Source organism: Kitasatospora sp. NPDC093679, from assembly GCF_040683455.1.
Lineage (GTDB): Bacteria > Actinomycetota > Actinomycetes > Streptomycetales > Streptomycetaceae > Kitasatospora > Kitasatospora arboriphila.
Window position 1 is genome coordinate 12,358 of the sequence record NZ_JBFBDW010000017.1, and the last position, 12,685, is coordinate 25,042.

General features: G+C 69.1%; 13 protein-coding genes and 1 riboswitch. Of the genes, 7 read left to right on the forward strand and 6 right to left on the reverse strand.

Annotated elements, in window-relative coordinates; all coding sequences use genetic code 11:
- The first annotated feature begins 201 nt into the window (after positions 1 to 201).
- Complete coding sequence (locus AB0O09_RS16490; protein ID WP_363542378.1) at positions 202 to 615, forward strand: GntR family transcriptional regulator; 414 nt, start codon at positions 202 to 204, stop codon at positions 613 to 615.
- A gap of 1,820 nt (positions 616 to 2,435) precedes the next feature.
- Here the strand turns inward: AB0O09_RS16490 and AB0O09_RS16495 are convergent.
- From AB0O09_RS16495 to AB0O09_RS16505, 3 genes are all read right to left on the reverse strand, one after another.
- Positions 2,436 to 3,137 carry an alpha/beta fold hydrolase gene (locus tag AB0O09_RS16495; RefSeq protein WP_363542379.1) on the reverse strand — a complete coding sequence of 234 codons (702 nt, stop codon included), beginning with the start codon at positions 3,135 to 3,137 and terminating at the stop codon, positions 2,436 to 2,438.
- Between the two features lie 76 nt (positions 3,138 to 3,213).
- A complete protein-coding gene (locus AB0O09_RS16500) occupies positions 3,214 to 4,191 on the reverse strand; it encodes a TauD/TfdA family dioxygenase (protein WP_363542380.1) in 978 nt (325 codons plus the stop codon).
- 126 nt (positions 4,192 to 4,317) lie between these two features.
- On the reverse strand, positions 4,318 to 4,815 hold the full coding sequence (locus tag AB0O09_RS16505; RefSeq protein ID WP_363542381.1) for an ATP-binding protein: 498 nt from the start codon (positions 4,813 to 4,815) through the stop codon (positions 4,318 to 4,320).
- 185 nt (positions 4,816 to 5,000) lie between these two features.
- Here AB0O09_RS16505 and AB0O09_RS16510 point away from each other — a divergent pair, with 185 nt between their 5' ends.
- A complete protein-coding gene (locus tag AB0O09_RS16510) occupies positions 5,001 to 5,762 on the forward strand; it encodes a DUF5919 domain-containing protein (RefSeq protein ID WP_363542382.1) in 762 nt (253 codons plus the stop codon).
- Positions 5,749 to 6,216, forward strand: a complete 468-nt coding sequence (locus tag AB0O09_RS16515; protein WP_363542383.1) for an NUDIX domain-containing protein — start codon at positions 5,749 to 5,751, stop codon at positions 6,214 to 6,216. The genes AB0O09_RS16510 and AB0O09_RS16515 overlap by 14 nt, the downstream gene beginning before the upstream one ends.
- Before the next feature lie 347 nt (positions 6,217 to 6,563).
- On the opposite strand, the gene AB0O09_RS16520 is transcribed toward AB0O09_RS16515, so the two are convergent.
- The gene (locus AB0O09_RS16520) at positions 6,564 to 7,013 is read right to left on the reverse strand and encodes a DUF5994 family protein (RefSeq protein WP_363542384.1); all 450 of its coding nucleotides are present in this window, start codon (positions 7,011 to 7,013) and stop codon (positions 6,564 to 6,566) included.
- A gap of 255 nt (positions 7,014 to 7,268) precedes the next feature.
- Between AB0O09_RS16520 and AB0O09_RS16525 the strand changes: the two genes are divergently transcribed.
- Complete coding sequence (locus AB0O09_RS16525; RefSeq protein ID WP_363542385.1) at positions 7,269 to 7,694, forward strand: CBS domain-containing protein; 426 nt, start codon at positions 7,269 to 7,271, stop codon at positions 7,692 to 7,694.
- Positions 7,695 to 7,771: 77 nt separating this feature from the next.
- Here AB0O09_RS16525 and thiC read toward each other — a convergent pair whose 3' ends face one another.
- On the reverse strand, positions 7,772 to 9,583 hold the full coding sequence (gene thiC, locus AB0O09_RS16530) for a phosphomethylpyrimidine synthase ThiC (protein ID WP_363542386.1): 1,812 nt from the start codon (positions 9,581 to 9,583) through the stop codon (positions 7,772 to 7,774).
- Positions 9,579 to 9,710: riboswitch (TPP riboswitch) on the reverse strand. It overlaps the preceding gene by 5 nt.
- 98 nt (positions 9,711 to 9,808) lie before the next feature.
- On the opposite strand from thiC, the gene AB0O09_RS16535 reads away from it, so the two are divergent.
- A complete protein-coding gene (locus AB0O09_RS16535) occupies positions 9,809 to 10,012 on the forward strand; it encodes a hypothetical protein (RefSeq protein WP_179419414.1) in 204 nt (67 codons plus the stop codon).
- Between the two features lie 159 nt (positions 10,013 to 10,171).
- Positions 10,172 to 11,644, forward strand: coding sequence for an SPFH domain-containing protein (locus AB0O09_RS16540; protein ID WP_363542387.1), 1,473 nt, complete (start codon positions 10,172 to 10,174; stop codon positions 11,642 to 11,644).
- 74 nt (positions 11,645 to 11,718) lie between these two features.
- Here AB0O09_RS16540 and AB0O09_RS16545 read toward each other — a convergent pair whose 3' ends face one another.
- Positions 11,719 to 11,886, reverse strand: coding sequence for a hypothetical protein (locus AB0O09_RS16545; protein ID WP_363542388.1), 168 nt, complete (start codon positions 11,884 to 11,886; stop codon positions 11,719 to 11,721).
- On the opposite strand from AB0O09_RS16545, the gene AB0O09_RS16550 reads away from it, so the two are divergent.
- The gene (locus AB0O09_RS16550; protein WP_363542389.1) at positions 11,864 to 12,679 is read left to right on the forward strand and encodes a hypothetical protein; all 816 of its coding nucleotides are present in this window, start codon (positions 11,864 to 11,866) and stop codon (positions 12,677 to 12,679) included. The two genes, AB0O09_RS16545 and AB0O09_RS16550, sit on opposite strands and share 23 nt — an antisense overlap.
- The last annotated feature ends 6 nt before the right edge of the window (positions 12,680 to 12,685 follow it).

Here is a 12,685-nt window from a genome sequence, read left to right on the forward strand (position 1 = left end):
GAGGACTCCAGGTGGGAGGTGGAGGGGACGGAGGACACCGGACCCTGCTAGACAGCTAAGCGGTGCTAGGTAGGTTGTAGCACGGACCCACCGATCACTGTCAAGCAGACCTAGCAGTGCGGCGGGCGTGATTGTGCCGAGCGGTGGGAAATTTCAGATGCCACAAGGCTTGGGTGTGCTAGCGGGGGCTACCCTGGCGGCATGAACCGGAGAAGCGACGAGGAGCGCGCGCCCTACCAAAAGGCCGCCGACGCCCTACGCCAGGACATCGCCGAAGGTCGCCTGAAGGCCGGCGACAAGTTGCCCGCCCTCTCGGAGATCGAGAAGCGGTTCAACATCGCCAACATGACCGCCCGCAGCGCGGTCCGCGTCCTGCGCGAAGAGAACCTCGTCTACGCCGTCCAAGGTGTCGGCACGTTCGTGCGCGCCAAGCCCCGGCCGGAAGCCGCCGCCGAGCAGGCCGAGGTGGGCGGCGAAACCATCGAGGTGTCCGCCGCCGACCTCGCCAAGATCACTGATCTGGTCACCGGACTTGCCACCCAGGTTCAGCAGCTCCAGGAACAGCAGGAACAGTTTCGGAGGCAGCTGGCGCAATTCGAGCAAACCTCTCGCTGAGCCGGGCCATTTCGTCGTTTAGGTCGGCCACCTGACCGCCGATCCGAGCCAGCATTTCCATGAGACGGCTGATATCGCCGTGCATCAGATTCCTTTCCCCCGCATGTCGAAGTTGCTTCGCTCGCCCGTACTAAACCCTGCAAAACTCACCACTTCTCTCCCCAAGCCCCCGCACTGTCGGTAACAAATCCGCAACGGGCGCCGGTGAGAAAACCGGTTAGTTTCACGCCCTGCCGCCCGGCCGACTAGCCGGGTGGTGAGAAGGACCCGCGGCCGGTTGGCTACGACACTCAACCCCGCACACCTTGACGGACTCCTTGATAAATCCGCCCCGGTTTACAACGTTTCGATAACCCCTCCCATCAAGGTGTCGCGACCGATCCGTGATCAAGCCATCAAGGTGATCCAAACCCGCAGGCCAGCGGTCATCAAGGTTCACCATGCCGCCGACAGCAGCGCGAACACACACTCGGGTCGGCCGGATCCCGCAAGGTGGGAGAAACGCTCCTCCCGATCCCGCTCCGCGGAATCCATCGCACATACAACTCACAGTGCACCCCGATCCACGATTTGGTTCGGCCGGGAATTCCAGATAGAGGCCCCTGCCGACCGGAGCGACCAGTACGCCCTGCACAGCCTGTGGACAGAATCCGCCAACCCTTCCCTCATATCCGACATGCCCCTATTCCTCCCATTCCGTCCGTCTGACCCAGCAGGCAACCTCCATAGATGGCGGGAAATCGGCCGGTGTGACCGGTCGGCCCAACTTCTTTCAGCGACCCGCGTGGACCCACCGTCCGGCCGGCAGGGCCCGACGCATCGAGCCGACCTTGCGCCAGGTCACAGCCCTCCACTTGGGGATCACTCATACAGGTGTCCGCGAGCGCATCCGTGTGACATGTCGTCCGAGCCCCCTTTCGTGCGGCGTGCACCGGCGTAAAAGTCTCTCCATCCGCCCAAGTCCGGCTGGAGTGCCGATTCAGACATCGAGCCCCGAAGCGTTACCAGTTCGTGACCAAGCTCGGTCGAGTCCAGCCAGCGGCCAGCGAGCGGTAAGGGCTTGGCCAGGTCGAGCAGTTGAAGCCAAGTCCCCGACCGATCGGTGGGTAAACAGTGAAGGACAGGGCGGCGACCAGGCCGCCGACAGACCATCAGGACAACAAGAAGCAGCAGTCGCACGGCCAGCAGCGGACGGCCCGGATCGAGGTCAACGGGAGAGGGAGGGAAGGCGTGTTCAAAGTTTCATTACTGGATCAAGGGCGGCCCGCCAGAGGCGGGCCGCGCGCCGCCGCGTCGCCGCCCGTCGCTCCTGTCTGGCGCCCCGCTTTGGGCGGCCCCGCTGGCGGCGCAACAGAACACCTGGCGGTCAACAGGGTCCAGGAGAAGCCGGACAAGCTGTCCGGCCCTGCCGGGGCAGGTCCAGGCCGATGGTTGCTCGCCGTTCGTCCGGGCTCCCCGCTGCTCGATGATCCGGGGCGGACGGAACCCGTCAAGCCCGCACCGCTCGCCGCCGTCCGTCAGGTACAGGCCCGTACGTGCGGGCTTGACCGAACCCGCCCGCCCCTACTCTCGGCAGCTATCGGGGAGCCCGGCCGGAGTGGTCCCCCGCCTGCCCGTTCCTGACCGCCAGTCGTGCGCACCTCTCCCACCACCGATGACCTCCCGTCATAAACCCGTTCCAAGGCATGCCGAAGGCCCCGATACCATCGGCATCAGGGTTGTCTGAACAGAAGCCCGAGCCGGACCACCCCGCTCCCGCCAAGGTCAAGGGTGGTCCGGCTGCTATGGAGTTCTACGGGCCGTGTTGGGCCAAGGCTGCGCTACGGAGTGCAGAGCTCGACGACCCGCCGTCGGTCGTCCGGGTGCTCGGCGAGCCAGAGCCCCAGCGTGTGTTGCGAGTCGGGGAACATGAGCCGGTCGAAGGTCGCCCGCTTGCGAAGCGCGGCTTCGATGCGGAAGGTGACCCCGGGCGGAATCACCGAATCCTGGTCGGGAACGATCAGCACGGCGCGACCCGTGTACCGCGCGTAGGTGTCGAAGACCGGGCTTCCCCTCCAGCTGTGGGGCGCGCGGATGAGCTCGGTGAAGCCGGAGCCGAACGGGACCTTCCACGCCTCGGCCCCGTATGCGGCTGGCGCTCCGAGAACGATGGTGGTGACGCGCTCGCCCAAGTGCTCGACCAGGTCGGCGATGGTCTGGCCGCTCATGCTGAACCCGACCAGCGTCACCGGCCCGTCAGGCACGAATTCCTCGATGACGCTGCGGGCTTGCAGGAACCGGCGCTCCAGGCTCAGCAATTCCAATCTTCCGGTGCTCTGGCCGTGCCCGGAGAAGTCGAAGGCCAGAGAGTGGAACCCGGCCTTCGCGAAGTCCTGTGCGAGCGGAAGGTTCCGCTGCTTGCTGCCGGCTCCTGCCCCGTGCATGATCACCACACGCTCGGGCCTCTCGCTGCACGCCGGGGTGTAGGCAGTACAGCTCAGTTCTTCGCCGTCGGCGTGGTGGACAAAGTCCCTGTGTGCCAAGGCTCCTCCTAGGGTCGTGGGCAGGCGGCCCGCCTCAGCCGATCGAAGCAGGCCGCCGCCCGTGTCGGGGCGAGGATCAGGCCGAAATCGCCCGGCTCGTCACGCTCTCGCGCCGCGCGCTGGACTGCCGCAGGTCACTCGCGAAGCACAGCCGCGAGAGCCACCGGGACTCGCCGGGCGGCAACGGCTGGTACGCGTCCCTGGCGTGCGCCGTCGTGTAGTTGTTGACGTAGACGTAGTCGCCGCTGCCCAGCGTCAGCGTGACCTTGCGCGCCTCGAAGTGGGCGAGCAGCTTGGTCAGCACCGCCCGCTCCCAGCCCATGAGCGCCGACCAGTCGAGGGCCGCGAAGTTCACCCGCACGTAGGGCCGGTCCTTGCGACCGAAGAACACGGGCTGCCGTTCCTCGATCACCACGCCAGTGGTGTAGTGGATCGGGTTGTGCCCGATCTTGAACCGCGGCTCGAAGAGGAACTCGATCTCGTCAGCGTTCAGGACCTCGGCGACACCGTCGATGCTGGAGACCGTGGTGCCGGCCTTTTCGTCGTTGCGCATGCAGGCCAGGCCGAGAAAGTCAGGCCGGGTGGGGTGGAAGGCGTCCTCGATGTGGAACCCGAAGTCGTGCGCGCTGCCGGAGCTGGAGTTGGGGATCTCCGCCAGGTCCGGAATCGGCACGATCGAGTTGAAGCACGAACCGCCACGCTGGGAGGTGTAGCCGATCGCTTCACCCAGCAGCGAGCCGTACAGGGCGTGGAGGATCTGGGCGTCGTTGAGCTTGAAGCCTGGCTGTTCCTCGACGTAGGTGGTCGGGGTGGGCCCCGGCCCTTCGGCCAGCACGGGGCTGCCGGTGACGTACAGAACCGAGTCCTTCTCGTACCGCTTGAACTCGTAGAACGTACGACGGACCCGGGACGGCAGACCGTGCGACAAGACGTGCGCCTGGTCCAGCAGGGCGTACTGTTCGGTCAGCTTCGGATCAGTGCTGAGCCCGTCGAGCAGTGCCCGGACTTCGCTCGCCTCACCCTTGGTGAGCGCGAGTTGGTGGATGCTGGTCATTGCGGTGCCCCTTTCGATGAAGGTGGGAACGCAGGTGGTGTCGGCCATCGCTCGGTGGAATGGGGTTGGCCGGCACCGTCCGTCCTTTCCGGCGGTCCTGCCGGTCCGGACGGTGTCCTAGGAGGCTCAGGCCGAACGCGTCAGGTGGTCGGCGGCCTGGTTGTGAGCAACGCGTACGAGGGCCGCAAGGCGGCTATCCCCTGTCAGGTGCTGGTCGGCGGCGCACTCGAACCAGACGACCTTCCCCGCGCCTTGCGGGTACCAGCCCCATGAATGGGCGAGGGTCTCGACCAGCAGCAGGCCCCGACCGCCGGTGATCGGGTCGGGCGCCGCGCCAGGGTCGGGCAGGCGGAGGCTTGCGTCCGCGACCTCGACTCGGAGCCGCTCGCCTGTCCAGCGAACCTTGACCCGGCAGCGCTGGCCAGTGTGCTCGATGGCGTTGGCGAGTACCTCGCTGGCGCACAGCTCCACATCGTGCAAGGCGTCGTCCGACAGTGGGACCTTCCAGAAGCGGGCAATCTCCAGGATCAAGCGGCGGGCCGGGGGAACGGCGGAGAAGTCCGGTTCAACGTCCCACTCGTGTGGCACCGGGAACGACGCCGTGTTCGTCGGACTGATCTGCACGGCCAACCCCCTCCAGCTGTCGATAGGCGTGATCGTCCAGCGAGCGCGCGCTCACATTGAGCTGACCCTCGATCACGCTCCGATACTGCGCTGCATGTCAGGCCGTTCCCACCGCGTTTCCAGGACGTTTGGGACGCTTCGCCGTTATGGTTCGTCCCGTCCCTCATGGACCACGGAGGCGAACTATGAACCACGGTCTTCGCCGCGCATTGGCGAGTGCCAAGATGACCGAAGTACAGCTCGCAGAGGCATGCGGCGTCGACGGTAAGACAGTCAGCCGATGGATCGCCGACCCCAGCCGCATCCCCCACGCCCGGCACCGATGGGCGGCCTGCGAGGCGTTAGGTGAGGAGGAAGCCGCCTTGTGGCCCACTGCCGTCCGCTCAGCACTCAAGACCGGACCCGACCGGGAGGTCATCCAGGTCTTCCCGTACCGGTCGGCCGCGCCGGCTTCGCTCTGGCGTTCGCTCATCACCAAGGCACAGCACGAACTGACCTTCGCGGGTTACACCAACTACTTCCTGTGGCTTGAGCAGGCCAACCTCGCCGGAGCACTGCGCCGCAAGGCGCAGACCGGGTGCCGGGTCAGATTCTTGATCGGCGATCCCGACAGCCCCACCACCAGGGCGCGCGAAGCCGAGGAGGGCGTTCCGCTCACTCTCTCCACCCGTATCGCGGTGACCATCAGCGAGTTGGAGCGGCTCCGCGAGGTCGGCAACATCGAGGGCCGCTTCGAGACCGGTCACGTGAACCTGTCCGTCTTCCGCTTCGATGACGAGATGATCGTGACACCGATCCTCGCCCGCAGAGTCGGCCACGACTCGCCGATGATGCACCTGCGGCGTACCCAGGCCGACGGCATGTTCGACCGGTTCGCCGACCATGTCGAAGAGCTGTGGAGCCGTGGACGGAACATCTGGGAGGTGGCTCAGAGTGGCCAGGCGTGACTACGAAGACGACCCGAACGCACCCGAGCCCAACAGCCTGGTCCCCGCGGCTTCCGTGGTCGTAGTGGACGAGGCCGGCCGCATCTTGCTCCAGCGGCGAACGGACAACGGCATGTGGGCACTGCCCGGCGGAAAGATGGAGCTGGGCGAGTCTCTCGCAGATTGCGGCATCCGGGAGACCTACGAAGAGACCGGTATTGACGTCGAGATCACCGGCATCGTGGGCACCTACACCAACCCTGGCCACGTCTTCGCGTACGACGACGGCGAAGTCCGCCAGGAGTTCTCCATCTGTCTGCTTGCGCGGCCCACCGGTGGAACGCTGCATGCGTCCGACGAGTCGTTCGAGGTGGCGTGGTTCAGCCCAGAGGACGTGGATGACCTGCCCATGGTCCCCAGCATCCGGAAGCGGATCAACGACTGGCGGTCCGGACAAGGCCCCGCCGTCCGGTAGCTCAAGCAGCACAACAAAGGGCCCCGGCTTCCGACGCGTATCGCAATGGAAGTCGGGGCTCTCGTCATGCTGTGCTGACCAGCGATGTTGGCATAGGTGAAGCGAGTTGTGACAGAAGAAAAGCCCCAACTTGGGCGCCAAATCGACAACCCGCGAGGAGCCTAAGTCAGGGCCAGGTTACCGGCCTCGATAAAGCTCCATGAAACGCGCCTTCCTGTCCTCAACAGCCGCCTCGTCGTGCTCCGGCGCGGCCTCGCCGATGCCGGACTTCTCATTGATGCTTCTGCCGATCTCCATCGAGGACGGCTCCAGCCGTGAATCGGGCCGGGTGCGATGACGGACGTCGGTCAGCCGAGCAGGAGTTCTGCTGCCGGGGTGTGGTTACCGGTCGATGAGGCTCCGGCCATCGCCGAGGCTGCCGTGTCCGGGGCGGTGCCGGGTGGTACGACCAGCAGCAGGAAGTGGTCCTGGAAGCCCCGTGTGAGGCTGATCGTCGCATCGCTGCCGGCGAACCAGTTGATTCGGACCGCCGAGCCGTTCGCCACGACGGACTGGGGCACGCCGTCCCAGGCCGAGGTGTCGAGGCCGGCCCGGATGATGCGTCCGAGGTGGGCGCCGAGCGCGGTGATCAGGTCCGGAAGCTCTGCGAGGACGTGGTTCGAGCGGGGCCACCAGGCACCGTCGAAGACGCCCTCCCGCGACATGGTCGGTTCCAGTATCAGGCGCGGCAGCAGCGGGACACCGGGCACCGACCACGGTTCGGGAGAGGGGGGCTCAGGGAGGGGGATCGGCATCATGAGGGAGCCGCCCGTCCGGTCCACGAGGGACCAATCATGACCCAGGGCGACGCCGGCGCTGATGCCGGTGTACGGAATGTCCTCGGTTGTCTCCCACGGTACTCCGCAGCGCTCTTCCCCGGGCCGCCCGCCACAGGAGTAGCCTCGAAGACATCCAGGGCATCCCGCATTCCGGTACCCGTTCCGGCTTCGTTCTGGGTGAATGACGGCCCGGCGGCCCCGAACGGGCGGCCGGAGACGGGAACGGTGGACACCGTGACCGCTCACCCTCCGCAGTCGGCACGGCTCGGCCACGGCCTCACGGTCGCCGACGCCATGGATCCCTGCGAATACCAGATAGCCGATGACAGCACCGTCGACCAGGCCAACGACATCTTCCGCAGCGCCCACGTGGAGTACCTGCTCGTCCGCGACCACAACGGCCGGTGCGAAGGACTGGTCACCCGCACCGGACTCCACCCCTTCCTGACCCGCTCCTGGTACACCGAGCGAACCGCGATCAGCACCACCGCGCACCAGCGCGGACCGTTCACGTGGCCGACCATGGGCTTGGCCCTGGCCACGATCGCGATGCGGATCAAGCGCCTGACGGTCTGGCCCGTCGTCGACGAGGACGGCTACCTCCTCGGCGTGCTCACAGCGGACCGCGCCACCGACCTCCTCGCCGCCGCGCCCGTGTGACCCGTCGCGCTGGGCCGAAGCGCTGCCCTGGGAAGCCCCCTCCGCCTCCCCAGGACAGCGCGGTCAGCGGTCCGCCGTCAGTCGGCCAACGGCAGGTAGACCCGGTTGCCCTGGGCCGCGAACTCCTCCGACTTGGCCTTCATGCCCTCGACGGCCTCCGCGTCGTACTCGGGCTCAGGGGCACCATCGCCGTACTTCTCTGTGATGGTTCGACTGATCTTCATCGAGCAGAACTTCGGCCCGCACATGGAGCAGAAGTGCGCGGTCTTGGCGGGCTCGGCGGGCAGCGTCTCGTCGTGGAAGTCGCGGGCGGTCTCGGGATCGAGGGCCAGGTTGAACTGGTCCTCCCAGCGGAACTCGAAGCGCGCGTCGGAGAGCGCGTCGTCCCAGGCCTGGGCGCCGGGGTGGCCCTTGGCGAGGTCGGCCGCGTGGGCGGCGATCTTGTAGGTGATGACGCCGGTCTTCACGTCGTCCCGGTTGGGCAGGCCCAGGTGCTCCTTGGGCGTGACGTAGCAGAGCATGGCGGTGCCCCACCAGGCGATCATCGCGGCGCCGATGCCCGAGGTGATGTGGTCGTAGCCGGGCGCGACGTCCGTGGTGAGCGGGCCGAGGGTGTAGAAGGGCGCCTCGTCGCAGATCTCCTTCTGGAGGTCCATGTTCTCCTTGATCTTGTGCATCGGGACGTGGCCCGGGCCCTCGATCATCACCTGGACGTTGCGCTCGCGGGCGATCCGGCCGAGCTCGCCGAGCGTCTGCAGCTCCGCGAACTGGGCCTCGTCGTTGGCGTCCGCGATCGACCCCGGGCGCAGGCCGTCACCGAGCGAGAAGGTGACGTCGTACGCGGCGAGGATGTCGCAGAGCTCCTCGAAGTTGGTGTAGAGGAAGTTCTCCTCGTGGTGCGCCAGGCACCAGGCGGCCATGATCGAGCCGCCGCGGGAGACGATGCCGGTCTTCCGGCGGGCGGTCAGCGGCACGTAGCGCAGCAGCACGCCGGCGTGCACGGTCATGTAGTCGACGCCCTGCTCGCACTGCTCGACGACGGTGTCGCGGTAGACCTCCCAGCTGAGGTCCTCGGCCCGGCCGTCGACCTTCTCCAGCGCCTGGTAGAGCGGCACGGTGCCGATCGGCACGGGGGAGTTGCGCAGGATCCACTCGCGGGTGGTGTGGATGTTGCGGCCGGTCGAGAGGTCCATGACGGTGTCGGCGCCCCAGCGGGTCGCCCAGGTCATCTTCTCGACCTCCTCCTCGATCGAGGAGGTGACCGCGGAGTTGCCGATGTTGGCGTTGATCTTCACCAGGAAGTTGGTGCCGATGATCGCCGGCTCGACCTCGGGGTGGTTCACGTTGACCGGGATGACGGCCCGGCCGCGGGCGACCTCGTCGCGGACGAACTCCGGGGCGAGCCCCTCGCGCAGCGCCACGAACTCCATCTCGGGCGTGATCACGCCCTGCTTGGCGTACGCGAGCTGGGTGACGGCCGCGCCGGCCCGGCCGCGCAGCGGGCGCCGCGGGCGGCCGGGGAAGACCGCGTCGAGGTTGCGGAGGTTCCCGCCGCGCGGCGAGGTGTGCTTGATGCCGTCGTCCTCGGGGCGGGCCTCGCGGCCCTCGTACTCCTCGACGTCGCCGCGCTGGCGGATCCAGGCGTCGCGCAGGGCGGGCAGGCCGCGCCGCACGTCGGGCTCGTAGGAGGGGTCGGTGTACGGCCCGGAGGTGTCGTACAGCGGGACGGTGCGGCCGTTGGTGAGGAGGACCTCCCGGTACGGCACCCGGAGGTCGGGGCGGCTGCCCTCGCGGTGGGCCTTGCGCCAGGCCGGGGTCGGGTAGCCGGTGGACGCGCTGCTGACGCCCCGGTCGGAGACAGACTGCGGCTGTGCTTCAAAGGTGGTCATGAGACCCTCTACTCCCTACGCCGGCATTACCCGGTCAGGTTCCTGCGGTCGGCGCAGCGGTCGGTCCGTGTACCGCGGACCTTTCAGCGCCCTCTCAGCCCGGTGCTCCGAGCTCCCGTTGGCTGCAGGCGGATGCCTGCAGCAAGACGTCAACACCGTAGCGGCAGCGTCGTGGCAGGTCCAGACGGGTTCCGGCCAGTGGACGGGCACGGCAGACTGGCCGGCATGGTGGGCAGCACAGGGCGGGTGACCGGGCGGACGGGGCCGGGGCTGGTGGGCGAGGTGATGGTGTTCGTCCCCGAACGGCGCGGGACGGAGGCCTTCCTGGCGTATCCGGCGGTGCCGGGCGAGGAGCTGGCGGTGGGCACCCCGGTGGTGGTCGTGGAGTACCAGCCGCCGCGCACGGTGTACGTCGCGGCGGTCCTTTGACGGAATCTTGACGCACTCCTGGGCGAAACACGGCCGCCGGGCCCTTCCCCCGCGATCACGACAGGCGCAGAATCTCCTGCTGCCGCCGGCTACCGCGCCTTCCTGCACACCAGAGCGCAGCCACGGGACACCGGCGTGCCCTGAAGGGGGAATCAGCCGATGTTGATCGGCATCGCGGGGGCCGTCGTGGCTTCCATCGCCGTCCTGGTCGTGCTCTTCAAGCTCATGTGGCGGGTCGCCGAACCGAACGAGGCACTGATCATCTCCGGATCCCGGCACCGCTCCGAAGGGGTCGCGGACGGGCTCGGGTTCCGCATCGTCACCGGGCGCGGCACGCTGGTGCTGCCCGGTGTCCAGGTGGTGCGCCGGCTCTCGCTGGACCTCAACGAGGCCGAGCTGGACGTCGAGTGCGTGACGTCGCAGGGCATCCCGGTGCACGTCAAGGGCGTGGTGATCTTCAAGGTCGGCGACGACCCGGTGTCGATCGCCAATGCCGCCCGCCGCTTCCTCGACCAGCAGAAGATGATGGGCCACCGGGTCCACAACGTCTTCGCCGGCCATCTGCGCTCCATCGTCGGCGGGTTGACGGTCGAGGACATGATCCGTGACCGGGAGCGGATGACCGGGGAGACCCGGGCCGCGTCCGGCAGCGAGATGGAGAAGCTCGGCCTGATCATCGACTCGCTGCAGATCCAGGAGATCCTCGACCCGACCGGCTACATCACCAACCTGGCCGCCCCGCACGCCGCCGCGGTGCAGCGGGACGCCCGGATCGCGGCCGCGGAGGCGGACCGCCGGGCCACCGAGGCCGAGCAGGAGGCCTTCGCCCGCAAGGCCGAGGCCACCCGCAACTCGGGCATCCAGCAGGCCGGTTACCAGGCCGAGCTGGAGACGGCGCAGGCCCGGGCGTTCCAGGCCGGTCCGCTGGCGCAGGCCGCGGCCCGGCAGGAGGTCGTCGTCCAGGAGACCAAGGTCGCCGAGCTGGAGGCGGACCGCAAGGAGCAGCAGCTGCAGGCGGACGTCCGCAAGCCGGCCGACGCCCGGGCGTACGAGACCCGGACGAAGGCGCAGGCCGACCGCGACGCCCGGATCTCGGCGGCCGAGGCGCTGGCCCGGGAGACCGAGCTCAAGGCCGCGGCCGAGGCGAACCGGGTGAAGATCGCCGCCACCGCGGAGGCGGAGGCCACCAAGGCCCGCGGTCTGGCCGCGGCCGAGGCCACCCGGGCGACCGGCCAGGCCGAGGCGGCGGCCGCGGAGGCCAAGGGCCTGGCGGCGGCCGAGGCGGCCCGTGCGCTCGGCCTGGCCGAGGCGGAGGCGATCAAGGCGCGGGCGTCTGCCCTGGCGGAGAACCAGGAGGCGGTCGTCGCGCAGCAGTTGGCGGAGAACTGGCCGGAGATCGTCCGGGCCGGTGCGGAGGCCTTCGGCAACGTCGAGCACATGGTGCTGCTGAACGGCGCCGAGGGCATGGGCGAGATGATGGCCAAGGCGCTCACCATGGGCGGCACGGGTCTCGGTCTGGCCCGGCAGCTGCTCGCCGCGATGGGCCAGCAGCAGGCTCCGGCCGAGCCGGTGGCCGCCGCCGGGCGCGCGGTGAGCCACGCCATCCCCGTCCAGGAGGGCGCGGAGGGCTGAGCACGGCGGCAGCCCGCCCGGCCGCGGTGTGCGGCGGGGCGGGCTGCTGCGTGTCCGGGGGCGGGCGGGCCGGGTCAGGCCCGGTAGGCCTCGGCGAGGGCGGTGAAGACGGCCTTGGGGCGGCTGACGCCGTCCTCCAGGGCGACCGCGCCGTACGAGCCGAGGTCGAGGTCGTGGGCCGGGTCGCCGGGGCGGTGCGGGGCGCGGTAGCCGGCCCGGTTGAACCAGAAGGCGGAGTCCACGCCCTCCTCCTCGAAGACCGGTAGCAGCCTCCTGCAGGTACCGCACCTGCTCCTGCTCGTCGCGGACGAGTCCGGCGCGGACGGCGGGCGGCTGGGCGGTGCGGTCGATCACGTCCCGGCCGAGGCCGCCGCGCTCGCCCGCACCGGCGTAGGTGCAGCAGCCGAACCCGGTGACGGCCACCGGCTTGCCGTGGGCGGGGTGGGCGCGCAGCTCGTCGCGGTAGCGGGCGGCGTTGTGGGCGTCCCGGTAGGCGTCGACGGCGACCAGGTCGAAGGGCGTCCGGTCGATCCGCTCCCAGACGCCGGAGGCGTAGGTGATCCGGCCGCCGAACGCGGCGCGGCAGGCGGCGGCGGTGTCGGCGAGGAAGGCGTCGAGGCGGGCGGTCGCGGCGGGCTCGGCCTGCCGGGTCCCGGGGCGGAGGAGGGTGGCGATCCGCTCGCCGAGGTCGGCTCCGGGCAGGAACCCGTCGGCGAAGAGGGTGGGTTCGCAGCCGAGGACGAGGACCACCTCGGCGCCGGCGGCCCGCAGCCGCTCGGCGCGGCGGGCGCAGTCCGGCAGGACGGGCCGCATGGCCCGCTCGTCCAGGCCGCAGGGGAAGGGCGCGAACCGGACCTCCAGGCCGTGCGCGGCGGCGTGCTCGGCGGCGAGGGCGATCCGCTCCGGGTCGGCGCCGGTGATCCGGACGGCCGTGCCGTGCAGGTCCTCGGCGATGCTGCGCATCTCGGCGCGGACCTCGGCCGGGGCGAAGTGCGGCCGGGAGGACTGCCCGTCGGGGTGAAGCCGGTGTCGTAGTCGATG